This window comes from Streptomyces sp. TE5632 (assembly GCF_054061295.1).
In genome coordinates this window covers 271,113-297,412 of the sequence record NZ_JBSSEA010000002.1, presented here as the reverse complement: position 1 = coordinate 297,412, position 26,300 = coordinate 271,113, and the positions used below count along the sequence as shown (strand labels likewise).

Genomic DNA, 26,300 nt, shown 5'->3' with positions numbered 1-26,300 from the left:
GCCGGCGACGGACGGGTGTGACGCGCCCTCAACTCCGCAGCGTCGTCGCCGCAGTTGCCGCCACCGCGTCGGCCACCGCCGCGAGGGCCGGGGAGTCCAACTTCCACTGCTGCCAGTACAGGGGCGCTTCGGCCACGTGGTCCGGGGCGAAGACGACGAGCCGGCCGGCCCGCAACAGGGGCTCGGCCTGCGTCTCGGGCACCATGCCCCAGCCCAGGCCCGCGGCGACCGCCTCGGCGAACCCCTCCGAGGTCGGAATGAGGTGCCGGCTCGTGCTCGCCCCGGTGCGGCCGCGGGTGAGCCGGCGCACGAAGGCGTCCTGGAAGTCGTCCCGTCGGTCGAAGGTCACCACGGGTGCCCGCGGCAGCGTCTCCTCCAGCGGCACCGTGAGGTACCGCGCGGCGAACTCCGGGTTGGCCGCGGGGAGATAGCGCATCCGACCCAGGGGCCGCACGGAGCAGCCCGGCACCGCCTCCGGCGACGAGGTCACCGCGGCCATCACCGTTCCCTCGCGCAGCAGGGCCGCGGTGTGGGACTCGTCCTCGCGGCGCAACTCGAAGGAGAGGCGCGGCTCGCCCGGAACCCGGGTGAGGGCGCCGAGGAACCAGGTCGCCAGGGAGTCCGCGTTCACCGCCACCGACACCCGGGTCGGCTCCCCGCCGGGGCCCAGCCCCAGCTCCGCGTACGCGTCCCGCTCCAACCGGGCCACCTGGCGGGCGAGCCGCACCAGCACCTCTCCCGACTCGGTCGGCCGCACCGGCCTCGTGCGCAGCAGCAGCACCCGCCCGGTGCGCTGCTCCAGCGCCTTCACCCGCTGGCTGACCGCGGAGGGTGTCACGTGCAGGGCTGCCGCGGCCGCGTCGAACGTGCCCTCGTCCACCACGGCGAGCAGGGTCCGTACCTGGTCGAGCGGAAGATCCTCCATCACATCGGCTAAGGGTACGTAAGAAACATTAGCTGTACTGCGCCAGGCGGTGCCTCTAGCGTCCTCGGCATGAACAGCGCCCTGACCACGGCCGCCGCCGGATTCGGCACCGGCCTCTCCCTGATCGTCGCCATCGGCGCCCAGAACGCCTTCGTCCTGCGCCAGGGTGTCCGCCGGGAGGCGGTCCTCGCCGTCGTCGGCATCTGCGCCGTGTCCGACGCGGCCCTCATCGCCCTCGGCGTCGGCGGGGTCGGTGCGCTGGTCGTGGCGTGGCCCGGCGCGCTGACGGCGGTCGGCTGGATCGGCGGCCTGTTCCTGCTCGGCTACGGCCTGCTGGCCGCGCGCCGGGTGGTCCGACCGGGCGAGGCCGGGCTGCGGGCGGAGGGCGAGGCCGTGCGTTCGCGCCGTCGCGCCGTGCTCACCTGTCTGGCGATGACCTGGCTCAACCCGCACGTCTACCTCGACACCGTGTTCCTGCTGGGCTCGGTCGCCGCCGACCACGGGCCGCTGCGCTGGACGTTCGGCCTCGGCGCCGTGCTGGCCAGCCTCTGCTGGTTCGCCGCCCTCGGCTTCGGGGCCAGGCTGCTGAGCCGTTTCCTGGCCCGGCCCACCGCCTGGCGGATCCTGGACGGCCTGGTCGCGACCACCATGGTCGTCCTCGGTGGCACGCTCATCGCCGGCAGCTGATACGGCGGGCGGGCGCCGTCACCGGTCCTGCCATAGTGAACCCCGGCAAAAAGATGTAGTCACCAACCGGGACGGTCGTGGACACCAGCGAGAGCAGCACCGAACCCCAGGCCGAGGAGCCCGCCCCCGAGCGGGCCGTGCCGGGTCCGTCAGGCCCATCGGGTCCGTCGCGTACGGCAGGTCCTTCCGTGCGGCCACGGCCGCGCGGCCTGCGCCGGTGGGCCATGGACACCCGCCCCCTGCGCCGCCCGGCCTACCGCCGGCTGTGGGCGTCCACCGCCGTCACGGCGGTCGGCAGCCAGCTCACCGCCGTGGCCGTGCCCAAGCAGATCTACGACATCACCGGCTCCTCCGCCTGGGTCGGCGCCGCGAGTCTGGCGGGTCTGCTGCCGCTGATCGTGTTCGCCCTGTGGGGCGGCGCGATCGCCGACGCCATGGACCGTCGCAAGCTCCTGCTGATCACCAACACCGGGATCGCCGTCACCTCGGTCCTGTTCTGGGTGCAGGCCGCCACCGGGCTGGACTCCGTCGCCGTGCTCATGGTCCTGCTCGCGGTGCAGCAGGCGTTCTGGGGACTGAACGCCCCGGCCCGCAGCGCCTCCATCGCCCGCCTGGTCCCCGAGGAGGAGCTGCCCGCCGCCAACGCCCTGGGCTCCACCGTCATGCAGACCGGCCAGATCGCCGGACCGCTGCTCGCGGGTGCGCTCATCCCGGTCGTCGGGCTGGCGGAGCTCTATCTGATCGACGCGCTGGCGCTGTGCGTCACGGTGTGGGCGGTCCACCGTCTGCCCGCCCTGCCACCGCTCGACGCGACGGTGGCGCGGCGCGCGGGCCTCCGGGAGATCCTGGACGGATTCCGCTACATCTCCGGGCACGCGGTGCTGCTGCTGTCGTTCGTGGCGGACATCGTCGCCATGGTCCTCGGCATGCCCCGGGCCCTGTTCCCGCAGCTCGCCACCGAGACCTACGCGCCCTACGGAGAGGGGTTCGCGCTGGGGCTGCTGTTCGCCGCCATCCCGATCGGCGCGGTGGCGGGCGGACTGTTCTCCGGCACGTTCTCCCGGGCCCGTCGGCACGGCTGGATGGTCATCGGCTCCGTGGTGGTCTGGGGCGTCGCGGTCACGGGGTTCGGGCTCAGCGACAGCCTCTGGATCGCCGTGGCCTTCCTCGCCGTCGCCGGGATCGCGGACATGGTCTCGATGGTCTTCCGCGGGGCGATCCTGCTCTCCGTCGCGACCGACGAGATGCGCGGCCGGATGCAGGGCGTCTTCACCGTCGTCGTCGCGGGCGGCCCCCGGCTCGCCGACGTCCTGCACGGCACCGCCGGTTCCGCCTTCGGCCCCCGTACGGCGGTGGCGGGCGGCGGGCTCCTGGTCGTCGTGGTGATGCTCGCCCTGGCCGCCGCGATGCCGGCGCTGCGCCGCTACCGCGTGTGAGGCGCGACCGGGCCGTACGAGGTGCCGGGGTCTACAGTGCGCGGTGCCCGCGCGTCGTGTGCGGCTCCATCAGCCGGACCCGCGTCGCCTCCAGCCGGTGCGCGAGGATCTCGGCGACGCAGCGCACCAGCGTCAGCCCGAGCGCCGGGTCCTCCTCGCACAGCCGGAGCACGGCCGCCGCGTCGAACTCGTAGGCGCGGACCGGGCTGAACGCCTCGGCGCCGAAGTCCCACCGGTGGGGCGGGAACAGCCAGGACCAGCCCAGCAGATCGCCCGCGCCTAGGGTGGCGACCGTCACCCGGCGCAGGTCGTTCACCCGCTGGTCGAGGGAGACCGCACCGGAACGGACGACCCAGAAACGGTCGGCGGTGGCTCCGGCCTCGAAGATCCGGGTGTCCTCCGGGAAGGCGACCTCCCGCGCGAGTGCCATCAGACGTTGGCGCTGCGGTGGGGGGAGGGCCGTCAGGAGTTTGATCGCGTTGGTCATGAAGCAGGGCTCCTCGCCGGACATTCGGTACCGGTGCCTACCTCCATTGGAGCCGCTGCCGCCGTCCGGGGCACTTCGGCATGTGAAAGCCCTGGCTGGACGGGGGAAGCCAGCCAGGGCGGTAAAAGGTGGTGGAGGGAGGACGGGCGTCGACTCCGTCACCACTTATGGGTGAACGATAAACCATCTGTGCGGGTGGGTGCCGCCAGAACCGGGTCACGTGACCTGTTTCACCTCCGCCGGTTCGGGAACAGTCCCTGGACCGGCCGGTCAGCTCCGCACGTCGGACCTGCCGGGAGTCAGGATCTCGTCCAGCACCCGCAGCACGGCCTCGTACGCCAGCCTGTGCATGTCGGCGACTCCCTTCTCCGCGGGATCAGCCCGTTCGAGTTCGGCGCTCCTCGTCCGCCACAGCCGCTCCTCATGGGCCGCGCGGGCCCGCGCCCGCTGGATCCGCCGTACCAGTTCGTCCGAGTCCACCACACCGGTCATGACGTCCGCCTACCCCGTTGAGCCACGGGAATGGCAGGTGTTCGGAAAAAGGTCGGAAGGTTTGCCGGTGCCGGGGCAGGTGAGCCGAAAGAGATGACATTCCTCATCGGACAGGGAGCCGAACAATGTGCGAGGAGCGCATGACCGGAACCGACATCGCCCCGCGCGGCACCCGCCGCGCCGACACACGGCGACCGTATCGGCCACGGCCGGCCGAGGCGCGCCAGGCCGTGTGGCAGGCGGTGTGCGAGCGCTGCCGCGCCACGCACACCCCGTGCGACGCCGAGGCCCTCGCGGACGTGCTGCTCGTCACCTCCGAACTCACCACCAACGCGATCCTGCACGGTGGCGGCATCACCGACTTCCGGGTCGACGTCACCGGTCCCGGCGTGCGCGTCTCGGTGAGCGACCGCAGCGCGGAACTGCCCGTCGCACGGCCGACGACCGACCGGCAGGGACGCTTCACACCAGGCGGCCGGGGCTGGCGCATCGTCTGCCGGCTGTGCCGCGACGTGCGGGTGGCCGACCTGCCCGCGGGCGGCAAATGCATCACCGCCGTGGTCCCCCTGCCCTGAAGGCCCGCCGGACCCGTCCGGCAGATTGTGCCGGGAAGCGGAGTTTGCGCCACCGGCGGGAGGGCAGTCGGAGGGTCGTGCTTCGGACCGGAGGCGCGCCAGCGGGAGAGACATGGCTGCTGAGGAATTCCCTCCGGACGCCCCCGCAGCGGCCGTCCCGCGGTAGACCACTTTGAAATCCACTGTTCGGGAGCGAAATCGCATGCTCATAGACACGCCCACCGACCGCCCCGACCCCGCTGCCACCACGACCACCACCCCGGCCCCCGCCGCCACGACGCCCACGACCGCCGCCACGACGCCCACGACCGCCACCGCGACGGCGGCCGCCCCCGCAGCCCGCGACGCGCGCAGGCGCCACGAAGACGCTCCGGACACCGCGGCCCTGTTCGCCCGGCTGGCGTCACTGGAGGACGGCCCCGAGCGGGACGCCGTCCGCGACGAACTCGTCACCGCGTGGCTGCCCATGGCCCACCGCATCGCCGGCCGCTTCCGCGACCGCGGCGAATCCGTCGAGGACCTGCGTCAGGTGGCCGCTCTCGGACTGGTCAAGGCGGTGGACCGCTTCGACCCGGCCCGCGGAGCCTTCGAGAGCTACGCCGTCCCCACCATCACCGGCGAGGTCAAGCGGCACTTCCGGGACCGGATGTGGGCCCTGCGGGTGCCCCGCCGGGTACAGGAACTGCGCAACAAGGTACGGATCGCCCGACGGGACCTCGCCCAGACGCCCGGCAGCCCCGAACCCTCGCCCGCCGCCCTGGCCGAGCACACGGGGCTGACCGAGGAAGAGGTCGGAGCCGGGCTGGAGGCGCTGGAGAGCTTCAGCACCCTGTCACTGGACGCGGAGATGTCGCCCGACGACGACGGCTACAGCCTGGCCGACACCCTGGGCGCCTCGGACGCGGCCTACGACGTCGTGGTCGACCGCGAGTCCGCCAAGGAAGGACTGCGCCGCCTGCCCGAGCGCGAGCGCACCATCCTCTACATGCGCTTCTTCGAGGACATGACCCAGAGCCGCATAGCCGACCAGCTGGGGATCTCCCAGATGCACGTCTCCCGGCTCATCAGCCGCAGCTGCGCCCGCGTGCGCGCCGACGCGATGGGCCGACGGAGGACGACCGCCCATCGAGGGCATGCCTGAGCGTCGTACCGTCGCCAGTCGTGCTGTCTCCAGTCGCCAGTCGTCCCTGTCGCATGAGCGACCGCAAGAAGGGAACACGGTGCAGATGAGTGAATCCGAGATCCCGCCGGACGGCCGGCCCGTGGACGTCTACCTCGACCTGTTGCGCATCCGGATGGACACCGAGGACTACCGCCTGCTGCTCCGTGTGGTGGAGCCGGTGCTCCGGGCGATCGAGGAACACCGCCTGTCCGGTCTCGACGTCGCCCTGGACGGCGGAGACGACGAACTGCCCCAGGAGGTCCGCGACGAGGCCGCCCTCGTCATCGCCACAGCCGTCACCGGCCGCATGGACAACGAGGTGGTCGAGCTGGACGTCGACGAGAGCGGACCGGTCCGCGTGGTCACCGACGCGACCACGGCCGCCGACCCGTCCCGGCTCGACGAGATCGCCGGCTACATCAGGGAACGGCACCGGCAGAACGACGAACTGCGCGGCATCGCCGAGGCCAGCGGCCTGCCCACCGACTTCTGAGCGGACCCGCCCACCGGATCGCACGAGGTCGCGGACCCGGCCGCCCGGCCACCCGCCACGGAAGGTCCGTCACCGCTCGCGTGTCGCCAGCGGTACGCCCAGGGGGCGCGCGAGACCCACCACCGCTTCGTCCAACCGCTCCAGATGCCGCAGCACCCGGCCGGTGATCCGGCCGTAGCGCGAGGCGCCGTCGTCACCGGAACCACCCAGCAACGAGGCGAAGCTCGGCCCCGTCTCGATCCTGGCCGTGACGTCCTCGTCCGCGACCCGGGCCGCGATCGCCGCGATGTTGCGCACCGTGCGCCCCGTCGTCCCGCGCAGCCGTGGATCCGCCGCGATCGAGGGGTGGGCCTGCAGCAGTTCGGCCGTGGCCGCCAGCGAGCGAGCGTGGTAGGCGCAGGTCTCCAGGAGCGCCACGACGTACCGCGCGGTGTCCCGTCGGCCCCGCAGCGGAGTGACCGGATGGGTGAGCGGCTGGGTGGCGGAGCGCAGATCGCCCAGCGCCTGGTCCAGCTCCCGCGCCCGGTCCAGCAGATCGACGGCGGGTCCGCCGCTGAGCTGGTCGACGGCGGCCTCGGTGACCTCGGTGAGCCGCTCCAGCACGGTGCCCAGCAGCTCGTTCGTGCGCCGGTCCGTGCGCACCGGCAGGACCAGGGCCGCGGCGACCACCCCGCAGGCGGCACCCAGCGCGGTCTCCTCCACGCGCAGCACCAGCACCTCCCAGCTGTAGGTGTGCAGCAGCGTGTACAGCAGCCCCACCATCGCCGTCACGAAGAACGACATCAGCGTGTACGAGAGCGGTGCCGTGTAGGACATCGCGAAGATCATCACCAGGATCAGGCCGAACGTCGTCCAGGTGTGCCCGCCCACCACCGCGGCCAGCGCGATGCCGGCGACCACGCCGAGGACCGTGCCCAGCAGCCGCCGGTAGCCCTTGACCAGGATCTCGCCCGTCGACGAGGTGTTGATGAAGACGATCCAGCACGTCAGGACCGCCCAGTACCAGCGCTCGGAGGACAGCAGCTCACCGCCGACGATGGCCAGCGACGAGCCCACGGTGACCTGTACGGCGGCCCGGGTGGTGGGACGTCTCAGCCCCGTGTCCTCCTCGGTCGTCCGCTCCTCCTCCCCGGCGTCGATGGAGGCGTCCTCGGCGTCCAGTTCCTCACGGGAGCGGGCCGTGGCAGGGGTGTCGTCCGACTCGTCCTGCGGACCGTCCAGGGCGATCCGCAGACCCATCACCGCACGGGCCGACTCGCCGATGGCCCGGAACACGTCCTGGAGGGCCGGAGAACACACCGGCAGGTTCTCCTCGTCCCGGTAGGCGAGCAGGCGGTTGCGCACGTGCGCAACCGCCGTCCCCGGCGCTCCGGGCCCGGCGAGCAGGACCAGCGTACGCAGCGCGAGCAGATCGCGGCGCAGTCCGGCGGTGGCCTCGTCCGGCGCCGCCGTCCGGCCCGCCTCGGGAGCGGGCGCGCCCGGAAGGTGCAGGGTCAGCGTGTCCGCGCGTTCGGCGCTGCGGGCGGACAGCAGCAGCAGGCCCAGCCGCTCGGCGGCGATCTCGGCGTCCGCGATCCGGCGCTGCACCAGCCGCGCCGACGACTCGTCGGGGGTCCCCTGCTCCAACCGCGTCTGGATCATCAGGGCCGTCTCGTGCAGCCGGGCCGTACCCGCGCGGACGTCCTCCAGTGCCTTGTCGACCTCGTCCGGCGCGGCGTCGAGCAACGCCAGTTGCGCCGTCACGAGCTGCGCCAGCCGGGCACGGAAGGCATCCCGGAGCCGAGCGAGGAGCCCGGCCGGGGTCACGGGGACGACGGCGAACCGCATGACGGCACTGCACACGAACGCGGCGGCCAGGGCGGCCCACATCCCGGGCAGCTCCCCGGGGGAGGCGCCGATGAACAGGGACACGAAGTAGACCTGGAAACCGATCAGCCCCAGGGCGGTCCCGCGGTCGCCGAACCGGCGGGCGTACACCGCGCAGAAGATGAGGACGGTGAAGAAGACGTCACCGACGACCACCCGCTCGCCCAGCACCGCGCCGAGCGACACGGCCACGAGCGCCACCGGCAGACCGAGGGCGAGCGTGACGGCCTGGGCGCCTCGCTGTTTCTCCCGGATGGCGAAGGTGGCGACCGTCGCGGTCATCGCGCCCGCCACCAGCTGGGTGACGCCCGCCCCCACGAGGGCGAGCACGGCCAGCGTCAGCGCGATGGCGCCCACCGTCCGCAGTCCGGCCGTCAGCCGCAGCAGCCCGGGATCCGACGCCGCCAGGCGGTCCCGCAGTCGTGTCCGCACCGAGTGCCCCGCCGCTTTCACGCCGCCGCACACGCTCCCGTCGCTCGCGTTGATCGGAATGCCAGCATGGCATGTGCCCAGGCGGCACCCGTCGGAGGCCCCCCACCGGCAGGGTCACCGGGACGGCGGGGCGCCGAACGGGCGGGGCAGCCGCGGGGACGGGGTCACCGCACCCGCCGGCCCGCCTCCTCGATGTGCGCCCGCACCTGCTCGGGCGTCAGATAGGCGTGCGTGTACTCGAAGTCCCCCAGCTTGGCGGGCTGGCGGGACTGGAAGCCGGTCCGCACGAAATCGTCCCCGGCGATCGAGTTGAGCAGCCAGTTCGTCATGACCCGCGTCTTGGCGACGTTGGTGCGCAGCGCCGACCAGTGGTACCCGCGGGCCGCCACCTGGGCGGGCAGGCCCCGCAGTTCCACACCGAGCGGCTTGGACACGGCGTCGGTGCCGCCCAGGTCCACGACCAGCCCGAGGTCCTTGTGGTGGTACGGCCGCAACGGCCGGCCGGTCAGCGTCGCGATGACGTTGTCGGCGACCTGCTTGCCCTGCCGCAGGGCGTGCTGCGCGGTCGGCGGGCACACCGCGCCCTCGCCCTTGGCGAGGTCGGGCACCGCGGCGGAGTCACCGAGGGCGAACACCCCGTCGCGGCCGGGCAGACACATGTCCGCGTTGACCGCGAGCCGCCCCCGGACCGTTTCCGCGTCGAGCGTGGCGATCAGCGGGCTGGCGACGACGCCGGCCGTCCAGATGAGGGTGTGGGTGGGGATCACCCGGCCGTCGGTGAAGGTGACCTCCTCGGGGCCCGCCTTCGCGATGGAGACACCGAGCGAGATCTCGATGCCGCGCCGGGTGAGGATCTCCTGCGCGCTGCGCCCGAGCTTCTCGCCCAGCTCGGGCATGAGCTTCGGCGCGATGTCGATCAGGTGCCACTTGATCAGGCCCGGGTCCAGACGCGGGTAGCGCTCGACGGCGGCGTGGGTCAGCCGCTGCAGACAGGCGGCGGTCTCGGTGCCCGCGTAGCCGCCGCCGACCACCACGAACTGCAGCCGCGCGGCCCGTTCGGCCGGGTCCTCGCTGGCGTCGGCGAGGTCGAGCTGGGCGATCACGTGGTCGCGGATGTAGGCGGCCTCGGCCAACGTCTTCATGCCGTAGGCGTGATCGGTGAGTCCGGGGATGTCGAAGGTGCGGGTGACACTGCCGGGGGCCAGCACGATGTAGTCGTAGGGCTCGGTGAGGGTCCGGCCCGTGATCGTGCGGATGACACAGACCTTGGACCTCAGGTCCACGCCGACGGCCCCGCCCGGAATGATCCGGGTGCGGTACTTCGCGCTGCGGCGCAGGGAGACGGCGACCGACTGCGGTGTCAGCACACCGGAGGCGACCTGCGGGAGCAGCGGCATGTAGAGCTGATAGGAGGTCGGTGTCACGAGGGTGATGTCTGCTGCCCACGGGGAGAGCTTCCGCTCCAGCCGGCGGACGCACGCCACGCCGGCGAAGCCTCCGCCCACCACCAGGATCCTGGGTCGTGTCACGGCGCTCATCCCTTTCTGCGGCTCCACACGGTCTGCCTCGAACGTCGACGCCCTTCAGGTGCCCCGGGATCGCTGCCCTGCACCTCCTCGATCGCAGCGCCCGACGCGTCACATCGGCCCCTGCGGGCCCCGGCACGCGAGAACCTTCAGCACCACGATGCCCGCACCGGCGGCGGAACGCACCGGGAAGCCCGTGACACCTGCGGGCCGGCCGCCCGCCCCTCGGCGGGCCGCGAGGGCTCAGCCGTGCAGGTGGCAGAGCAGCAGACAGACGTCGTCGTCGCGTTCGGAATCGCTGAGCATCGGCTGCAGCAGGCGGTCCGCCGAGCCCTCCAGGTCCGTGTCCAGCTCCGCGGGGACGAACGAGCCGAGCGCCGCCGCGAGCCGCCCGATGCCCGGATCGATGCCCTGGGTGCGCCGCTCGACCAGCCCGTCCGTGTAGAGCGCCAGCGTCGAACCCGGCGCCACCTGTTCGGTGTGGTCGGCGATCTTCTGCTCCAGCGGGATCCCGAGCATCGCGCCCGGTTTGGCGTCCAGGGTGCGCACCCGCCCGTCGGGCAGCCGCAGCACCGGCGGCGGATGCCCCGCGGCGGCCCACGTCAGTGTGGACCCGTCCGGGTGGAAACGGGCGATGACGGCCGTGGCGTACAGATGCGGCTGGAGCTGGTGCAGGAACCTGTGCAGCCGGGTCAGCAGCCGGCCCGGACTGCCGACGTCGACGGCGTAGGCGCGCAGCGCGGTGCGCAACTGACTCATCATGACCGCCGCGTGCAGCCCGTGCCCGGTCACGTCGCCGATGACCGTGATCAGACTCCCGTCCGGCCGGTGGAAGGCGTCGTACCAGTCGCCGCCGATGTTCATGCCGTGCGTGGCCGGCAGATACCGGGCGGCCAGGCTCAGCCCCGGGGTCGTGGGCAGTTCGGTGAGCAGGGCGCGCTGCAGCGTCTCGGCGATGTCCCGGTTGTGCTCGAAGCGGCGGGCGTTGCCGATGGCGATACTGGCCCTGCGGACGAGTTCGAGCAGCATCACCGCGTCGTCCGGATCCCAGCGCTCACCGGGCGGCGACAGGGTGAGCACGCCCAGGGGCGCCTGGCGCGTCAGCAGCGGCACGCACAGCAGCGGCCTGCCGGGATCGAGCAGGGAGGGCGGCCGGTCGTCCACACCGCGCAGCCCACCGGGGTGGTCGGCGGCGTACTGCGGCCGCCCGGTGCGGGCCGCGCGCACCGCGGCGGCCGGGCGGGTCGGGGGGTGGTGCGGATCGTCGTCCTCGTCGAACAGCCATATGTCGACCCGGGCCGCGTACCGCGGCACCAGCAGTTCGGGCAGCCTGCGCACGATCTCGTCGTGGTTCAGCGAGGCGTTGAGCACCGCGCTGGCGTCCGCCAGGAAGGTCAGCCTGCGGCGGGCGTTCTCCGCCTCGTTGCGCGCCCGGTGCTCGGCGGCGAACGCCTCCCGCTGGGCGCGTCCCGCCGCGTCCAGCTCGGCGTGCAGAGCCAGGACGCCCTGGTTGGTCTGGTGCAGCTCCTCCCGGTGGAAGGCGACCAGCGCCTCCTGCTCGGCGAGCCGGTCCAGCACCTGAGCCGTGTCCTCGTCGGCGCTCAGCAGCGCCTGGGCCAGATCGGCCGGATCGTCCGTCACCGTGCCTCCGTCGTCGGGCCGGCCCGCCTCCGGGCAGGGGACCGTCACCTCCCACGGAGTCTCCCCGGCGGCGCTCGCGTCCGGCGGGGGGAACAGTACGGCGTGCAGCACGCCTTCCTCGTAGTCCGGGCCGGGTGTGCCCACGGTGAGCCGCCAGGTACCGCCCTTGGCCAGGCACTGCCGCAGCCGGATGCCGAGCGCCGTCGCCAGCCGGGCCCGCTCGACGGCGGGCACCCCGTGGCGGGCGGCCAGCCGCGCCAGCGAGACACGCGCGCGTGCCGCGTCGGTCACGCTGCTGATCTGCCATACGCGCGTCATGGTCGGCCCGGTGGTGCGGAGGTCAGGACGGCCACCGCGGTGTCGTCCCGCACGGGGCGGGCGGCACTGCCCGCGTCGCGGATCGTCACCGCGGCCGTCACGGCCGGGTCGGCCGCCGTGAGACAGGGGTCCGACGGCGGGGCCCAGGAGCTGGGCAGCCCGTCGGTGTGCAGGATGAGCACACTTCCGGCGGACCACGCGAGATCGTCCTCGCGCACGGTGCCGGGCCGGTGGTGACCGACGATGCCGGGCCGGGAGAGCAGGGCACGCCACCGGTCGCCCTCGCGCAGCCGGGCCCCGATGTTGCCGATCCCCGCGAACCGCAGCCGCCCGGTCCGGGTGTCGAGCTGGGCCACCACGACGGCCGCGCCCCGGGTGGCGCCCAGCTCCTCGTGCAGCCGGCGCAGTGCCTCGGCGGGGGCGAGATGGGGCCTGCGGCTCACCGCCTCCACCGCGGTGGTGGAGGCGCGTGCCGCCTCGGGGCCGTGGCCCAGCCCGTCGGCCAGCATCAGGGTGTACCGGTCCCCGGACCTGACCCAGACCCAGGCGTCCCCCGAGTGGTCGGCCCTGGCGTAGGGGACATTGACCCCGCCGGCCCGGATCACGGGCACCGACGGCCCACCGTCGCCGCGCGGGCCGTTCCCGCCGAGCGCACCAGCGCCGCCACCGATCCGGGCCACCACCACCGTGCCCCGGCCGAGCACGCTGTGCAGACCGAATTCGTCCGAGAGCCGCCGGCAGGTGCCGAGGCCGGCTCCCAGTGAGCGGGTCGTGCTGAACCCGTCCCGCAGCGCGTCGGCCACATCGGCGATGCCCGGCCCGTGGTCGACCGCGGCGATCTGCACGGCCCGCGCCCGGTCGCCCTCGCGGAGCACGGACGGCTGCACGACGTCGATGAGCACCTCACCGTCCCGCGCGTGCTTGAGGAGATTGGTGGCGAGTTCCGTCGCGACCAGCGAGACGGCGGCGGTGCTCCGTTCGTCGAGACCGGCCAGGGCCGCCGCGTCCTCGGCGGCGACCCGGACGTCCCGTACCCGGGTGGAGTCCCGCACCGGCACGTCCCAGAGGCGTGGCATCAGATCTCCTCCCGCACACGGGGCGGCCGGTTCACCCACGAGGTCACCCGCACCGTGGTTCCCGATCCCACTGTGCTCTCGACCTCGAACTCGTGCACCAGGCGCCGCGCGCCGCCCAGCCCCATCCCCAGCCCGTCGCCGGAGGTGTAGCCGTCGCTGAGCGCCCGGTCGAGGTCGGGGATGCCCGGCCCGGAGTCGGTGAACGTCAGCCGCAGTCCGCCACCGAATCCGGCGGAGACCGGGGAGGCGTCCATCTGCCCGCCCCCGCCGTGCACCAGGGTGTTGCGCGCCAGCTCGCTGGCGGCGGTGACCAGCTTCGTCTGGTCGACCAGTCCGAAGCCGAGCAGGGCGGCGGCCTGCCGCACATGCTGGCGCACCCACACCAGGTCCATGTCCGACCGGATGGGCAGGCAGGCCTCGACCTCCGAGGTGGTGGGCATCACCGGTGCTCCCGACGCTTGCCACCGGCGCGGGACGGTACGACGGGCTGCTCGAGCAGTGCCATCGCCGCCTGGGTGTCGAGCGCGGTACGCAGCCCCGGCAGCGTCAGCCCCAGCTCCACCAGGGTGATGGCGACCGCCGGCCGCATCCCGGCCACGACGGTTCGCGCGGCCAGCAGCGACGACTGCGCCGCGAGCTCGGCGAGCACCCGCCCGAGGAACGAGTCGACGATCTCCACACCGGAGATGTCGATCACCACCCCCGTGACCCCGCTGCTCGCGATGGTCTCCGACAGGTCCTGCTGGAGCTGCTGGGCCGTGCTGTCGTGCAGGTCGCCCTGGAGAGTCACCAGAAGCACGCCGCCGAGCCTCAGCACCGGCACATGTCCCGCGGCCGGGCGGGAGAACGCCTCGCTCACCGGCGGCCCGCACTGCCGGCCGTCGTGCTCACGACGTCGACCCCCAGCTCGTGCAGGCAGTAGCCCAGCGCGTCGGCGAGGCTCGCCCGGGTGAGTACCGAGCCGAGGTCGAGACCCAGGTGGACCATGGTCTGCGCGATCGCCGGACGGATACCGGAGACGATGCACTCCGCGCCCATCAGCCGGGCCGCCGCGACCGTCTTCATCAGATGCTGCGCCACCAGCGAGTCGACCGTCGGTACCCCGGTGATGTCGAGGATCGCGAACCGGGCGTGCTGGTCGACCACCGCGTTCAGCAGTGTCTCCATCACGACCTGGCTGCGGGCACTGTCGAGTGTTCCGATCAGCGGGACCGCGACGATCCCGTCCCAGAGCTTGATGACCGGCGTCGCCACCTCCAGCAACTGCAGACGCTGCCGGTCGATGAGCGCCTGCCCCTCGCTCAGGGCCGTCTGCATGGCCACCACGCGCAGGGTGCCCATGAGCACGCTCAGCGTGGTCGTGCACTCCCGCAGCTCCTCGGGCGGGGCCTGGCCCAGGTCGGCGGCGAGGAGATTCTCGACCGGCGGCCACAGGGCGGCCAGCTCGTTCGACACCTGAGTGGCGGACAGCCCCGCGCGGCTGCGGGCCTCGGTCATCCGCGCCAACTGCTCACGGACGCCGGTGAACCCGGCGGCGTCGGGGTCCTCGACCCGCTGTGCGTCGGCGACCTGGGCCAGGGCGTCGACGACTGCCTTGCCGGCCTCCACCGCCTCGTCGCGCGAGAGGGTGAACACCGCACGGAACAGGGGCTCGTCCGCCCACCGCTGGGCGATCTGCTCACGCCTTCGCCGCAGGAAGTCCCTGACCTCGAGCGTCGGTGTTCCGAGCGGTTCGCCCGCTTCGCGCTCAGGCACCTGTGTCTCCTCATCGTCGTGCCGCACCGAGCCCGTGAGGGTGCCGAGACGGTGCTGTGACCTTGCCGGACGACCACTCTAACGACGCCCCGGACCTCTCAGGAACCGGGTTCCCGCGGTGCGCCGGACAGGGAGTCGACGCGCTCCAGCGCCTCCTCGACGCTCTCGGACAACGGAACCGTGATGCTCACGCCGGTCAGGTCCAGGACACGGCGCACCGCGGGGAGAGGGGAGATGATGTGCACGCTCCCCGGCAGATCACGGGCCTCCTGATAGACACGCAGGACGATGTTCATGCCGGACGAGTCCATGAAGGGGACCGCCGAAAGGTCCAGCAGGAAGTGCCGGCGCCCGTGATGGAACTGGTTGGCCAGGTGATGCTGGAACTCCTTCGCGGTGTCGGCGTCCAGGTACCCCTGAACCGTCAGTAGGACGGCGTCCTCCCGGGGCACGGTCACCTCGACGGACAGCGGGTTCGGAACCATGGACACGTATACCTCCCAGACGAGCCGGCGGCCGGGTACGGCCGCACGTGCGGCCGCCTACCCCCGCATCGCCGTGTCATGCGGGGCACCGCATACCGCCCCGGCCGCCGCCCGGGGCCGGTTTTGTGGCGGCGCCCGCCGAATGCACCGGCTCCAGCCGGGTAGTTGGCTGCTGTGGAGACGGTCGGGCCGACGACGGACCCGCCCGCTCCGGGAGCGTCGTCCACCGGGGAGGCAAGGAGCAGCGTGCCCATAGACAGCATCTGGTCATACGCGCCGGAGCTGGGTCCCGCCCAGGGGCAGGATCTGGACCTGACGGGATACACCGTCGTCGCGAGCGACGGCACCATCGGCCATGTGGACCGGCAGGCCGACCACCACTCCATGCGGCACCTGGTCGTCGACACCGGCGTCTGGGTGTTCGGCCGGAGCCTTCTCGTGCCGGTCGGCGTCATCACCGCCGTAGACGCCGGCGAGCGGAGGATAACGGTGTCCTGCACGAGGGCGGAGGTGAAGGCGGCGCCCCGGTTCAGGACCGACAGCGAGACCATGGACCCCGAGTACCTCACGGCGGTCGGCGAGTACTACCGGGGGCTGACCGGCCCGGTCTGCTGACCGCCGCCGGGCGAACCCGCGGCGGCCGCCCGCCGGCCGCGGCGGTCACCAGGGCAGGAACACATGGATGTCCTTGCCGTGGTCGGTACCGACGACGCTGACCTGGTCGCACAGCGTGTGGATCAGATGCCAGCCGATCCCGCCCCCGCCGCGGCTGGGCCGGAAGGGCCGGGGCGCGGGCGCGGTGGTGCTCGTGTCGTGCATCACCACATGCACCCCGTCGAACGTCCGGCGCAACCGCATCTCGAAGGGGCCCGGCGCGTACTGGACCGCGTTGGCGGCCAGTTCCGTGACCACCAGGAGGATGTCGTCCCAGTGCTCCGGAGCCGCCGGCGCGGACACGCGGGCCAGGTCGAGGAGGAACTCCTCCGCCACCAGGCGTGCGTCGGTGACGTCGTGCAGCTCCCCGTGGAAGCCGGCGACGCGGTCCGTGATCTCCTCGGCGGCCAGTGACTTGTCCCTACGCGGCTCGGATGCCATGTCGCCTTCCCTGCCCCGGATTCGACGGGCAGTCGTTCATGTGGCTCGTTCCTTTTCCTTCGTCTCCCTGGTCTGTGGGTTCCCGGGCCGGCGGAGCCTACGCACCCGTATGTCCGTGCGCGGCGGGTGACACCCGCGTCACTTCGGCGACACGGGCCGCGCGGTCAGCGGAAGACGTTGTCCGAGTCGTCCCAGACCGACGGCTCCTCCGGCGCCGGGGCCCGTCTCGGACGCGAACGCGAGTGGTACATCGCGTCGATCTCCAGCGCGTGGCGTCGCACGATCTCGTCCCGGCGCAGTTTCATCGACGGCGTCAGCAGGCCGTTGGTCACGTCGAAGGGCTCCGCCAGCACCCGGAACACCCGGATCGACTCCGAACGGGACACACTGCTGTTCGCCGCGGCGACCGCCCGCGCGATCTCCTCGTGCAGCGCGTTCTCCTCCCGGGCCTCCCGGGTCGGCGCGTCGCCCGACAGCGAGAGAGCCGCCCGCCAGTGCGTCAGGAACTCCGGGTCCAGGGTGATCAGCGCCCCCACACAGGGCCGGTCGTCGCCCACGACGACGGCCTGGTGGACGAGAGGGTGCATCCGCAGCCGCTGCTCCAGGGCCGCCGGCGCGACACTCTTGCCGCTGCTGGTGATGATGATGTCCTTCTTGCGGCCGGTGATCGTCAGATAGCCCTCCGAGTCCACCCGGCCGAGGTCACCCGTGGCCAGCCAGCCGCCGGCCAGCGCGGTCAGGGTGGCGGCCTCGTCGCCCAGGTAGCCCTGGAACACCGACGGCCCGCGCACCAGGATCTCCCCGTCGTCGGCCACCCTGATCTCGCTGCCCGGCAGCGCCCGCCCGACGGTGCCGGACTTCTCCCTGCCGAGCGGCTGCATCGTCACACCGCCACCGGTCTCGGTGAGCCCGTAGCCGTCGTGGACGTAGATGCCGATGCCCTCGTAGAAGAGGGACAGGTCGCGGCTGAGGGCCGAGCCGCCCGAGGTGGCCCTGCGTATCCGGCCGCCCAGCGCGGCCCGCAGCTTGCGGTAGACCGTGCGCTCGTACAGGGAGTGCTGCAGCCGCAGGTCGAGGCCGGGCCCCGGGCCCCGGCCCAGCCGCTGCCGCTCCACGGCGGCGGCGAAGTCGCGGGCCGTGCCGGCGGCCCGCTCGAACAGCGCTCCGCGCCCGGCCTGCTGGGAGGCGCGCAGGAAGTTCTTGTAGATCTTCTCCAGCAGGGAGGGGACCGCGTACAGATAGGTGGGCCGCAGGGTGCGCAGGGCCGAGGAGAGGGACTCCGTGCCGGTGTCGGGTTCGTGTCCCATCAACAGCCCGCCGCGCACGCACAGGCCCTGGATCATCAGCCCGTACACATGGGAGAACGGCAGGTAGGCGAGGACCACGGGCTGCTCTCCCGGCGGAGCCGCCGTGTGGGCCCAGCCCGCCAGCAGGGTGTCGCAGGGGGCGGCCAGGTTGCGGTGGCTCAGTGCGCACCCCATCGCGTGCCCCGAGGTGCCGGAGGTGTAGGCGATCACGGCAGTGGAGTCCGGCAGCACGATCCGGCGCAGCGAGTCGACCATGGCCGCCGGTATGTACTCGCCGCGCGCCACCAACTGGTCCAGTGCCCCCGAGTCCAGCTGCCAGACGTGCCGCAGCAGCGGCAGCGCGGCGCACACGGACCCGACGGTCATCACCCCCTGCTCGTCCTCGACCATCACGGCCACGCAGCCGGATTCCCGGAGGATCCACTCCACCTGGTCGCGTGAGGAGGACGGATAGACGGGGACGACCTCGGCGCCCACGGTCCACAGCGCATAGCACAGGACCGTCCACTCGTAGCGGGTACGCGCCATGATCGCCACGCGGTCGCCCGGGGACAGCCCCGAGGCGACCAGCCCCTTGGCCAGGTCGACGACCTGGTCGCGGAACTCCAGCGCGGTGACCTCCTCCCAGGTCGTGGAGGCCGGGCCGGTGCGGCGGGCGAGCATCGGCAGGGTGGGGCTCTCGGCGGCCGTCTCGAAGAGACTGTCCGCGAGGCCGCCCGTCAGGGGCGAGGCGGCCCAGGGAGCGAGAGCGGGGTCGCGCATGCACTGCTCCTGACATGTACGGGCTGTGACTCGGTCGACGAGCAGAGTCATCGCGGTGCCTGAATGTAGCCGAGCCGGGGCGTTCCGGGGCCGGGATCGCGGGAAGTGTGGCCACACCGATGATCTCGGAGCTTCCCGTGCCCCCGGACCGGACGTGAGCCGCACGGTTCGGCGACCCCGGACCGGGGCGTACGCATGGCCCCGGGCGGGGCGCACACGTGACCCCGGACGGAGCCGATGGTGATGATCACCAAGCCCGTGTATACCGCACATGGCCGGTCGGGGCATCGCCGGGCCCGCTCTTACGGACCGTCAGGAAGCGCTGTACCCACGCCGGTTGCCGTCCGGCGCGGGTACAGGGCGGGGTGCCGCAGGGCTTCACGGGACGTCGGGCACCAGCCACACCGTCGCGAGGGGCGGGAGCGTGATCCGGACACACCCGCCCTCGGGCTTGACCGGGTCCGGATTGGTGACGTCACCGCCGCCGTACCGGGCCGCGTCCGTGTTGAGGACCTCCTGCCAGGCGCTCACGTCGTCGGGCACGCCGAGCCGGTACCCGTGCCGGACGACCGGGGAGAAGTTCGACACCGAGAGCAGCGGCCGCCCCTCGGCGTCGAACCGCAGGAACGCGAACACGTTGTCCTCGGCCGCGTCCACCGAGACCCAGCGGAAGCCCGCCGGGTCGGTGTCCCGCTGCCACAGCGCCTCCGTCGCGCGGTAACGGGTGTTGAGGTCACGCACCAGGTCCCGTACCCCGCGGTGGTCGCCCGCCGAGTGGTACGCGTCGTCCAGCAGCCACCACTCGGGGCCGTGCCGTTCGGACCATTCGGCGCCCTGCGCGAACTCCTGCCCCATGAACAGCAGTTGCTTGCCCGGGTGGGCCCACATGAAGCCGAGATAGGCCCTGGTGTTCGCCCGGCGCTGCCACCAGTCGCCGGGCATCTTCGACACCAGGGCCTGCTTGCCGTGCACGACCTCGTCGTGCGAGATCGGCAGGACGTAGTTCTCGCTGTAGGCGTACACCATCGAGAACGTCATCTCGTGGTGGTGGTACTTGCGGTGGACCGGTTCGTGGGAGACGTACTCGAGTGAGTCGTGCATCCAGCCCATGTTCCACTTCAGGCCGAACCCCAGCCCGCCGGTGTCGGTGGACCGGGTCACCCCGCCCCACGCGGTCGACTCCTCCGCGATCGTCACCACGCCGGGGCAGCGCCGGTACACGGTCGCGTTCATCTCCTGCAGGAACGCCACCGCGGCCAGGTCCTCCCGGCCGCCGTGCACATTGGCCTCCCACTGACCGGAGTCCCGTGAGTAGTCCAGGTAGAGCATGGAGGCGACCGCGTCCACGCGCAGCCCGTCGATGTGGAACTCCTGGCACCAGTACACGGCGTTGGCGACCAGGAAGTTGCGCACCTCGGTCCGGGCGAAGTCGAACGTGTACGTCCCCCAGTCCGGGTGCTCCGCCCGCCGGGCGTCCCCCGGCTCGTACAGCGGGTCCCCGTCGAACCGGGCCAGCGCCCAGTCGTCCTTCGGGAAGTGGGCCGGCACCCAGTCCATGATCACGCCGATCCCGGCCCGGTGCAGGGCGTCGACCAGGTACCTGAAGTCGTCGGGCGAGCCGAGCCGCGAGGTCGGCGCGTAGAACCCGGTGACCTGGTAGCCCCAGGACGGACCGTAGGGATGCTCGGCGACCGGCATCAGCTCGACGTGGGTGAACCCGAGGTCCTTGACGTACGCGGGCAGTTCGTCGGCCAGTTGACGGTAGCTCAGTCCCGGCCGCCAGGACGGAAGATGCACCTCGTACACCGAGAACGGCGCCTCGTGCACGGGCACCCGGGCCCGCTGTTCCAGCCACTCGGCGTCGTTCCACGTGTGGCGCGAGGACGTCACGATCGACGCCGTGTTCGGCGGTTCCTCCGCGAGGCGCGCCATCGGGTCCGCCTTGAGGGCCAGGTGACCGTACCGGGAGTGCACCTCGAACTTGTAGCGGGCGCCCTCGCCGATCCCCGGCAGGAACAGCTCCCACACGCCGGAGGCACCGAGCGAGCGCATCGGGAACGCCGTGCCGTCCCAGCAGGTGAAGTCACCGGCGACCCGCACCCCCTGCGCGTTCGGCGCCCACACGGTGAAGCGGGTGCCGCTCACGCCCTGGTGGGTCATGGGGTGCGCGCCGAGCGCGGTCCACAGCTCCTCGTGCCGTCCCTCGCCGATCAGATGCAGGTCGAGCTCGCCGAGCGCGGGCGGCATCCGGTACGGGTCGTGCACCTCCACGGCCTCCTCGTCCCCGTACGCCACCGCCAGGGTGTACGCGGGGATCGCGTCCAGCGGCAGGACCACGGAGAACAGGCCGTCGCCCTCCGAGGTGAGCGGGACACGCTCGCCGCCGGTTACCACGCTCACCGCCCGCGCGAAGGGACGCAGCGCCCGGAAGGCGATGCCGCCCGGCACCGGGTGCGCGCCGAGCAGCGCGTGCGGATCGTGATGGGCGCCCGCCAGCAGGCGTCCCCGGTCGGTGGGATCGAGGGCGGGAGCGGTCCCGTATGCCGCCGGAGCGGACGGGGCGGGCCCGGCCGACTCGGGAAGCGGGGTGTCATGCAGGGCCACGGCTTCAGTCTCCTCTCACGGCGAGGCGCTCGATCGCCGCCATGGGTACGGGCAGCCAGTCGGGTCGGTGCCGGGCCTCGTACAGCACCTCGTACACGGCACGGTCCGTCTCGTAGGCGCGGAGCAGGCCGTGCTTCTTTCGCGGGTCCCAGCCGGAGCGCGCCGCGTAGCCCGCGCAGTAGGCCTCGCGGCAGCGGCGCGCCCACTCCGGGCGCCAGGGGCGCCGCTGGCGGGCGGCGTAGTCGAACGAGCGCAGCATCCCGGCGATGTCCCGCAGGGGGGAGTGGGCGCTGCGCCGTTCGGAGAGCGGCCGGGACGGCTCGCCCTCGAAGTCGATGACGAACCAGTCGCGTCCGGCCCGCAGCACCTGCCCGAGGTGCAGGTCACCGTGGATGCGCTGGGCCGCCGGGCCGGGGTCGCAGATCGTGAGTGCGGCGAACGCGGCCTTCAGACCGGGCACGAACGGCTGGAGGACGGGGACGGAGTGCGCGGCGGCCGTCAGCCGCTCGGTCATCGCCGTCGCCGTCAGTCCGTTCTCCCCGGGTCCACCGACGGGGAAGGCCGAGGCCAGCGCCAGGTGCACGTCCGCCGTGGCCCGGCCGAGGGCGTACGACTGGGCGGTGAAGTCGTCCCCGGCGGCCAGTGCGTCCAGGGCCAGCGTCCAGCCGTCGGAGGCGTCCCGCAGGAACGGCTGGAGGACACCGAGCGTCGCCTTGAACGGATGCGTGGTACGCAACCAGGCCACCGGGGCGGGCACCCGGTGGCAGCCCTGCCGGGACAGTGCGCCCGGTACCTCCAGATCCGGGTTGACTCCGGGCTGGATCCGGCGGAAGACCTTCAGGATGAACTCCTCGCCGTACACCAGCGAGGAGTTGGACTGCTCGGCGTCCAGCAGGCGCGGCACCAGCCCGGCGCCGGGCCCCGGCTGGGCCGCGTCGCACTCGAAGCGCAGGGGGCCGGTCGTGCCGGGATAGCGCAGCCGTTCCAGGAGCAACTGGGCCGAACGGGGGTCGTGGAGGGCGTCGTAGACCGTCCGTCCGGCCAGCGGCCCGTCCTGCACCCTGCCGATGAGGGCCCGGCCGAGGCGCGGCGACGGGTGCTCCCGCATGCCGAGGAGGAGTTGGTAGCAGTCACCGGCCGGGGGAGTGTTGCCGGGAGAGGGCACGCCGCCGTGGCCTGCGTGGACCAGCAGGTGCAGACAGCCCGGGAACAGCTCCGTCATCGACAGCACATGGAGATCGGTGACGGGGCGGTCCTTGCCGGCGAACCAGCGCTGCCCCGGCAGCCACTCGCGCAGCAGCCCGGTGAACGACTCCATGGACTCGGCGGGTGCGCTGCGCGGGCGCAGGAATGCGGTCTTCGTCATGGTGACGCCTCCTCTCGTCGGCGCACGCTCACAGTCGTCGGCCGATGCGGGATCGGGGTGCGGTTCGGGCGAGCCGGAACCAGTAGAAGCCGTGGCCCCCGAGGGTCAGCAGATACGGCAGTTCGCCGATGGCGGGGAAGCGCACCCCGCCGAACAGCTCGACCGGATGGCGGCCCGCGAAGGCACTCAGATCGAGTTCGGTGGGCTGGGCGAAGCGGGAGAAGTTGTTCACGCAGAGCACCAGGTCGTCCCCGTCCTGCCCGTTCGGGGGGGCCTCGCGGAGGAAGGCCAGGACGGCCGGGTTCGACGACGGCAGCTCGGTGTAGGAGCCCAGGCCGAAGGCGGGGTTCTGCTTGCGGATCTCGATCATGCGGCGGGTCCAGTGCAGCAGCGAGGACGGCGAGGCCATGGACGCCTCCACGTTGCTGACCTGGTAGCCGTAGACCGGGTCCATGATGGTGGGCAGGAACAGCCGCCCCGGGTCGGAGGAGGAGAAGCCGGCGTTGCGGTCGGGGGTCCACTGCATCGGGGTGCGCACCGCGTCGCGGTCGCCGAGCCAGATGTTGTCGCCCATGCCGATCTCGTCGCCGTAGTAGAGGATCGGCGAGCCGGGCAGGGACAGCAGCAGGGCGGTGAACAGCTCGATCTGGTTGCGGTCGTTGTCCAGCAGCGGGGCCAGCCGGCGGCGGATGCCGATGTTGGCGCGCATGCGGGGGTCCTTGGCGTACTCGGCCCACATGTAGTCGCGTTCCTCGTCGGTGACCATCTCCAGGGTCAGCTCGTCGTGGTTGCGCAGGAAGATGCCCCACTGGCAGTTCGAGGGGATGGCGGGGGTCTTGGCGAGGATCTCGGAGACCGGGTGGCGCGACTCGCGGCGCACCGCCATGAAGATGCGGGGCATGACCGGGAAGTGGAAGGCCATGTGGCACTCGTCGCCGCCGGCGGTGTAGTCGCCGAAGTAGTCGACCACGTCCTCCGGCCACTGGTTGGCCTCCGCCAGCAGCACGGTGTCCGGGTACTGCGCGTCGATCTCCTTGCGTACCCGCTTGAGGAACGCGTGGGTGGCGGGCAGGTTCTCGCAGTTGGTGCCCTCCTCCTGGTAGAGGTAGGGCACGGCGTCCAGCCGGAAGCCGTCGATCCCCAGGTCCAGCCAGAAGCGCAGGGCCGCCAGGATCTCCTCCTGGACGCGTGGGTTCTCGTAGTTGAGGTCCGGCTGGTGCGAGAAGAACCGGTGGAAGTAGTACTGCCCGCGCACCGGGTCGTAGGTCCAGTTGGACGCCTCGGTGTCGACGAAGATGATCCGCGCGTCCGGATAGCCCTTGTCGTCGTCCGCCCACATGTAGAAGTCGCCGTAGGGGCCGTCCGGATCCTTGCGGGACTCCTGGAACCAGGGGTGCTGGTCGCTGGTGTGGTTCATGACGAAGTCGATGATCACGCGCATGCCGCGCTGGTGCGCCGCGTCCACGAACTCGACGAAGTCGGCGAGGTCGCCGAAGTCGGGCAGTACGGCGGTGTAGTCGGAGACGTCGTAACCGCCGTCGCGCAGGGGCGACTTGAAGAAGGGGGGCAGCCACAGGCAGTCGACGCCGAGCCACTGCAGATAGTCGAGCTTGGCGGTCAGTCCCTTCAGGTCGCCGATGCCGTCGCCGTTGCTGTCCTGGAAGGAACGGACGAGGACCTCGTAGAAGACGGCCCGTTTGAACCAGTCCGGGTCGCGGTCCCTGACCGGTGTGTCCTCGAAGGTGTCCGGCACGGGTTCGTTCACGGTCATGGCGTTCCCGCCCCTCCGGCTCGCTGTGCGGCGGTCGGTCGCTGGACGTGCAGGACATGCGCAGGAGCCCGCCCCGGTTCCAGGCGCACGTAGTTGGTCCTGCCCCAGTGATAGCTCTCGCCGGTGAGCTCGTCGCGCACCGGCACCGACTCGTGCCGGTCCAGGCCGAGTTGCGGCATGTCCAACGAGACGGTGGCCTCCTGGGTGTGGTGCGGGTCGAGGTTGGCGACCACCAGCACGACATCGGACCCGCTGCGCTTGCTGTACGCGATGACGGCGTCGTTGTCGGTGTCGTGGAAACGGAGGTTCCTGAGCGCGCGCAGGGCGGGGTGCGCCCGTCGGATGGTGTTGAGCCGGGTGATCAGGGGGGCGATGGTCTGGCCCCGGCGCTCGGCGCCCTCCCAGTCCCGCGGGGTGAGCTGGTACTTCTCCGAGTGCAGGTACTCCTCGGAGCCCTCCCGCAGCGGGGTGTTCTCGCACAGTTCGTAGCCGCTGTAGACGCCCCAGGACGGGGAGAGGGTGGCGGCCAGCACGGCCCGGACCTCGAAGGCGGGCCGGCCGCCGTGCTGCAGGTAGGCGGGCAGGATGTCGGGGGTGTTGGCGAACAGGTTGGGCCGCATGTAGCAGGCCGCCTCCCCCGACAGTTCGGTCAGGTACTCGGTCAGTTCCCGCTTGGTGGTGCGCCAGGTGAAGTAGGTGTAGGACTGCTGGAAGCCGATCTGGGCCAGCGTGTGCATCATCGCCGGGCGGGTGAAGGCCTCCGCCAGGAAGATGACGTCGGGGTCGGTGCGGTTGATGTCGGCGATGACGCGTTCCCAGAAGGCCACCGGTTTGGTGTGCGGGTTGTCCACCCGGAAGATCCGCACCCCGGTGGCCATCCAGTGCCGCAGGATCCGGCAGGTCTCGGCGAGCAGGCCGTCCGGGTCGGCGTCGAAGGCGAGCGGGTAGATGTCCTGGTACTTCTTGGGCGGGTTCTCCGCGTGCGCGATCGACCCGTCCGGGCGGTGGTGGAACCACTGGGGGTGCTTGTGCACCCAGGGGTGGTCGGGGGAGCACTGCAGGGCGAAGTCCAGGGCGACCTCGAGGCCGAGTTCGCCGGCGCGCGTGACGAAGCGGGTGAAGTCCTCCGGGGTGCCCAGGCGGGGGTGGACGGTGTCGTGGCCGCCCTCGGGGGAGCCGATGGCCCAGGGCACGCCGACGTCGTCGGGGGTGGCGGTGAGGGTGTTGTCGGGTCCCTTGCGGTGGGTGGTGCCGATGGGGTGGATGGGGGGGAGGTAGACGACGTCGAAGCCCATGGCGGCGATCGCGGGCAGCCGGCGGGCGGCGGTGTCGAAGGTGCCGTGCGGCTGGTCGGTGGTGCCCTCGGAGCGGGGGAAGAACTCGTACCAGGAGCCGTACAGGGCGCGTTCGCGTTCCACGAGCAGGGGCATCGGGTCGCCGGTGGTGACCAGTTCGCGCAGCGGGTGGCGGGCCAGCACCGCGTCCACCTCCGGCGTCAACGCCGCCGCCAACCGGGTGGCGCAGGGCAGGGAGTCGTCGTGGAGCCTCTTCGCCGCGGCGAGCACGGCGGAGCGGCCGTCGCCCTTGGGCACTCCGGCGGCGGCCCGCTTGTACAGGTCGCCGCCCTCCTCCAGTACCAGACCGGTGTCGATGCCGGCGTGCACCTTGATCCGCGCGTGGCGGCGCCAGGTCGTGACGGGGTCGCCCCACGCCTCGACGCGGTAGGTCCACCGGCCCACGGTGTCCGGGGTGATCTCCGCGCTCCACCGGTCCGTGCCCGGTGCCAGTTCCCGCATCGGGATGAACGGCCGCCGACGGCCCTCGGGGTCCTTCAGGACGACATTGGCGGCCACCGCCTCGTGCCCCTCACGGAACACGGTGGCCGTCACCTCGAACGTCTCACCGACGACGGCCTTCGCCGGCCGTCTGCCGCATTCGACGGCCGGCCGGACGTCCCGTACGGGGATACGTCCGATGGTCCGCGTCGTCTTCATGGGTCTGCACCTCCGCCGTGCTCGACGCCGGGCCGGCGCCCGGTC

23 protein-coding genes are annotated in these 26,300 nt (G+C 72.2%); 6 read left to right on the top strand and 17 right to left on the bottom strand.

The annotated features are described in order from the left end of the window. Positions 1-28: 28 nt before the first annotated feature. The gene (locus ACVW19_RS03355) at positions 29-925 is read right to left on the bottom strand and encodes a LysR family transcriptional regulator ArgP (protein WP_457456416.1); all 897 of its coding nucleotides are present in this window, start codon (positions 923-925) and stop codon (positions 29-31) included. 69 nt (positions 926-994) lie between these two features. Between ACVW19_RS03355 and ACVW19_RS03350 the strand changes: the two genes are divergently transcribed. Together ACVW19_RS03350 and ACVW19_RS03345 are read left to right on the top strand one after the other, a co-directional pair. Next, positions 995-1,612, top strand: a complete 618-nt coding sequence (locus ACVW19_RS03350; protein WP_457456414.1) for a LysE/ArgO family amino acid transporter — start codon at positions 995-997, stop codon at positions 1,610-1,612. A 77-nt stretch (positions 1,613-1,689) separates the two neighbouring features. Beyond that, entirely contained in the window at positions 1,690-3,048 is a 1,359-nt protein-coding gene (locus ACVW19_RS03345) for an MFS transporter (protein WP_457456412.1), read from the top strand. Between the two features lie 31 nt (positions 3,049-3,079). Here the strand turns inward: ACVW19_RS03345 and ACVW19_RS03340 are convergent, their stop codons facing one another. Then, positions 3,080-3,535 (bottom strand): cyclic nucleotide-binding domain-containing protein, encoded by a 456-nt coding sequence (locus ACVW19_RS03340; RefSeq protein WP_457456410.1) that lies wholly within the window; start codon positions 3,533-3,535, stop codon positions 3,080-3,082. 270 nt (positions 3,536-3,805) lie between these two features. Next, the gene (locus ACVW19_RS03335) at positions 3,806-4,027 is read right to left on the bottom strand and encodes a hypothetical protein (protein WP_457456408.1); all 222 of its coding nucleotides are present in this window, start codon (positions 4,025-4,027) and stop codon (positions 3,806-3,808) included. A 125-nt stretch (positions 4,028-4,152) separates the two neighbouring features. Here ACVW19_RS03335 and ACVW19_RS03330 point away from each other — a divergent pair, with 125 nt between their 5' ends. The 3 genes from ACVW19_RS03330 (at position 4,153) to ACVW19_RS03320 (ending at position 6,257) form a co-directional block, all read left to right on the top strand. After that, entirely contained in the window at positions 4,153-4,602 is a 450-nt protein-coding gene (locus ACVW19_RS03330) for an ATP-binding protein (protein WP_457456406.1), read from the top strand. A gap of 202 nt (positions 4,603-4,804) precedes the next feature. Then, entirely contained in the window at positions 4,805-5,743 is a 939-nt protein-coding gene (locus ACVW19_RS03325) for a SigB/SigF/SigG family RNA polymerase sigma factor (protein ID WP_457456405.1), read from the top strand. A gap of 85 nt (positions 5,744-5,828) precedes the next feature. Continuing rightward, positions 5,829-6,257 carry a hypothetical protein gene (locus tag ACVW19_RS03320; protein WP_202280968.1) on the top strand — a complete coding sequence of 143 codons (429 nt, stop codon included), beginning with the start codon at positions 5,829-5,831 and terminating at the stop codon, positions 6,255-6,257. A gap of 69 nt (positions 6,258-6,326) precedes the next feature. Here ACVW19_RS03320 and ACVW19_RS03315 read toward each other — a convergent pair whose 3' ends face one another. From ACVW19_RS03315 to ACVW19_RS03280, 8 genes are all read right to left on the bottom strand, one after another. Further along, positions 6,327-8,576, bottom strand: coding sequence for an FUSC family protein (locus ACVW19_RS03315; RefSeq protein WP_457456403.1), 2,250 nt, complete (start codon positions 8,574-8,576; stop codon positions 6,327-6,329). Positions 8,577-8,719: 143 nt separating this feature from the next. Next, the gene (locus ACVW19_RS03310) at positions 8,720-10,093 is read right to left on the bottom strand and encodes an NAD(P)/FAD-dependent oxidoreductase (protein WP_457456402.1); all 1,374 of its coding nucleotides are present in this window, start codon (positions 10,091-10,093) and stop codon (positions 8,720-8,722) included. A 231-nt stretch (positions 10,094-10,324) separates the two neighbouring features. Continuing rightward, complete coding sequence (locus tag ACVW19_RS03305) at positions 10,325-12,040, bottom strand: PP2C family protein-serine/threonine phosphatase (protein WP_457456400.1); 1,716 nt, start codon at positions 12,038-12,040, stop codon at positions 10,325-10,327. Continuing rightward, entirely contained in the window at positions 12,037-13,116 is a 1,080-nt protein-coding gene (locus tag ACVW19_RS03300) for a SpoIIE family protein phosphatase (protein WP_457456398.1), read from the bottom strand. The genes ACVW19_RS03305 and ACVW19_RS03300 overlap by 4 nt, the downstream gene beginning before the upstream one ends. Further along, positions 13,116-13,556 (bottom strand): anti-sigma regulatory factor, encoded by a 441-nt coding sequence (locus ACVW19_RS03295; protein ID WP_457456397.1) that lies wholly within the window; start codon positions 13,554-13,556, stop codon positions 13,116-13,118. Before ACVW19_RS03295 ends, ACVW19_RS03300 begins: the two co-directional genes overlap by 1 nt. Continuing rightward, positions 13,556-13,975, bottom strand: a complete 420-nt coding sequence (locus ACVW19_RS03290) for an STAS domain-containing protein (RefSeq protein WP_457456395.1) — start codon at positions 13,973-13,975, stop codon at positions 13,556-13,558. The genes ACVW19_RS03295 and ACVW19_RS03290 overlap by 1 nt, the downstream gene beginning before the upstream one ends. Then, positions 13,972-14,871 carry an STAS domain-containing protein gene (locus tag ACVW19_RS03285; RefSeq protein ID WP_457456393.1) on the bottom strand — a complete coding sequence of 300 codons (900 nt, stop codon included), beginning with the start codon at positions 14,869-14,871 and terminating at the stop codon, positions 13,972-13,974. The genes ACVW19_RS03290 and ACVW19_RS03285 overlap by 4 nt, the downstream gene beginning before the upstream one ends. A 98-nt stretch (positions 14,872-14,969) precedes the next feature. Further along, positions 14,970-15,356: an STAS domain-containing protein gene (locus ACVW19_RS03280; protein WP_457456954.1), complete on the bottom strand. Its 387-nt coding sequence runs from the start codon at positions 15,354-15,356 to the stop codon at positions 14,970-14,972. A gap of 246 nt (positions 15,357-15,602) precedes the next feature. Between ACVW19_RS03280 and ACVW19_RS03275 the strand changes: the two genes are divergently transcribed. Beyond that, complete coding sequence (locus ACVW19_RS03275; protein ID WP_457456391.1) at positions 15,603-15,971, top strand: PRC-barrel domain-containing protein; 369 nt, start codon at positions 15,603-15,605, stop codon at positions 15,969-15,971. Positions 15,972-16,016: 45 nt separating this feature from the next. On the opposite strand, the gene ACVW19_RS03270 is transcribed toward ACVW19_RS03275, so the two are convergent. The 6 genes from ACVW19_RS03270 to ACVW19_RS03245 form a co-directional block, all read right to left on the bottom strand. Further along, positions 16,017-16,451 carry an ATP-binding protein gene (locus tag ACVW19_RS03270; RefSeq protein WP_457456389.1) on the bottom strand — a complete coding sequence of 145 codons (435 nt, stop codon included), beginning with the start codon at positions 16,449-16,451 and terminating at the stop codon, positions 16,017-16,019. 164 nt (positions 16,452-16,615) lie between these two features. Further along, on the bottom strand, positions 16,616-18,520 hold the full coding sequence (locus ACVW19_RS03265) for an AMP-dependent synthetase/ligase (RefSeq protein WP_457456388.1): 1,905 nt from the start codon (positions 18,518-18,520) through the stop codon (positions 16,616-16,618). A 378-nt stretch (positions 18,521-18,898) separates the two neighbouring features. Beyond that, positions 18,899-21,124, bottom strand: coding sequence for a 1,4-alpha-glucan branching enzyme (gene glgB, locus ACVW19_RS03260; RefSeq protein WP_457456386.1), 2,226 nt, complete (start codon positions 21,122-21,124; stop codon positions 18,899-18,901). A gap of 4 nt (positions 21,125-21,128) precedes the next feature. Continuing rightward, the gene (locus ACVW19_RS03255; RefSeq protein ID WP_457456384.1) at positions 21,129-22,490 is read right to left on the bottom strand and encodes a maltokinase N-terminal cap-like domain-containing protein; all 1,362 of its coding nucleotides are present in this window, start codon (positions 22,488-22,490) and stop codon (positions 21,129-21,131) included. A gap of 28 nt (positions 22,491-22,518) precedes the next feature. After that, entirely contained in the window at positions 22,519-24,261 is a 1,743-nt protein-coding gene (treS, locus tag ACVW19_RS03250; RefSeq protein ID WP_457456382.1) for a maltose alpha-D-glucosyltransferase, read from the bottom strand. Then, positions 24,258-26,255 (bottom strand): alpha-1,4-glucan--maltose-1-phosphate maltosyltransferase, encoded by a 1,998-nt coding sequence (locus ACVW19_RS03245; RefSeq protein ID WP_457456380.1) that lies wholly within the window; start codon positions 26,253-26,255, stop codon positions 24,258-24,260. The genes treS and ACVW19_RS03245 overlap by 4 nt, the downstream gene beginning before the upstream one ends. Positions 26,256-26,300: the final 45 nt, after the last annotated feature.

Bases quoted from the DNA above. Each gene is read 5' to 3' on its own strand.
- ACVW19_RS03340 (WP_457456410.1), bottom strand. From the start codon at position 3,535: ATGACCAACGCGATCAAACTCCTGACGGCCCTCCCCCCACCGCAGCGC.
- ACVW19_RS03325 (WP_457456405.1), top strand. From the start codon at position 4,805: ATGCTCATAGACACGCCCACCGACCGCCCCGACCCCGCTGCCACCACG.
- ACVW19_RS03310 (WP_457456402.1), bottom strand. From the start codon at position 10,093: ATGAGCGCCGTGACACGACCCAGGATCCTGGTGGTGGGCGGAGGCTTC.
- ACVW19_RS03270 (WP_457456389.1), bottom strand. From the start codon at position 16,451: ATGGCATCCGAGCCGCGTAGGGACAAGTCACTGGCCGCCGAGGAGATC.
- ACVW19_RS03245 (WP_457456380.1), bottom strand. From the start codon at position 26,255: ATGAAGACGACGCGGACCATCGGACGTATCCCCGTACGGGACGTCCGG.
- ACVW19_RS03305 (WP_457456400.1), bottom strand. From the start codon at position 12,040: ATGACGCGCGTATGGCAGATCAGCAGCGTGACCGACGCGGCACGCGCG.
- ACVW19_RS03295 (WP_457456397.1), bottom strand. From the start codon at position 13,556: ATGCCCACCACCTCGGAGGTCGAGGCCTGCCTGCCCATCCGGTCGGAC.
- ACVW19_RS03320 (WP_202280968.1), top strand. From the start codon at position 5,829: ATGAGTGAATCCGAGATCCCGCCGGACGGCCGGCCCGTGGACGTCTAC.
- ACVW19_RS03255 (WP_457456384.1), bottom strand. From the start codon at position 22,490: ATGACGAAGACCGCATTCCTGCGCCCGCGCAGCGCACCCGCCGAGTCC.
- ACVW19_RS03335 (WP_457456408.1), bottom strand. From the start codon at position 4,027: ATGACCGGTGTGGTGGACTCGGACGAACTGGTACGGCGGATCCAGCGG.
- ACVW19_RS03280 (WP_457456954.1), bottom strand. From the start codon at position 15,356: ATGGTTCCGAACCCGCTGTCCGTCGAGGTGACCGTGCCCCGGGAGGAC.
- treS (WP_457456382.1), bottom strand. From the start codon at position 24,261: ATGACCGTGAACGAACCCGTGCCGGACACCTTCGAGGACACACCGGTC.
- ACVW19_RS03330 (WP_457456406.1), top strand. From the start codon at position 4,153: ATGTGCGAGGAGCGCATGACCGGAACCGACATCGCCCCGCGCGGCACC.
- ACVW19_RS03300 (WP_457456398.1), bottom strand. From the start codon at position 13,116: ATGCCACGCCTCTGGGACGTGCCGGTGCGGGACTCCACCCGGGTACGG.
- ACVW19_RS03350 (WP_457456414.1), top strand. From the start codon at position 995: ATGAACAGCGCCCTGACCACGGCCGCCGCCGGATTCGGCACCGGCCTC.
- ACVW19_RS03355 (WP_457456416.1), bottom strand. From the start codon at position 925: ATGGAGGATCTTCCGCTCGACCAGGTACGGACCCTGCTCGCCGTGGTG.
- ACVW19_RS03265 (WP_457456388.1), bottom strand. From the start codon at position 18,520: ATGCGCGACCCCGCTCTCGCTCCCTGGGCCGCCTCGCCCCTGACGGGC.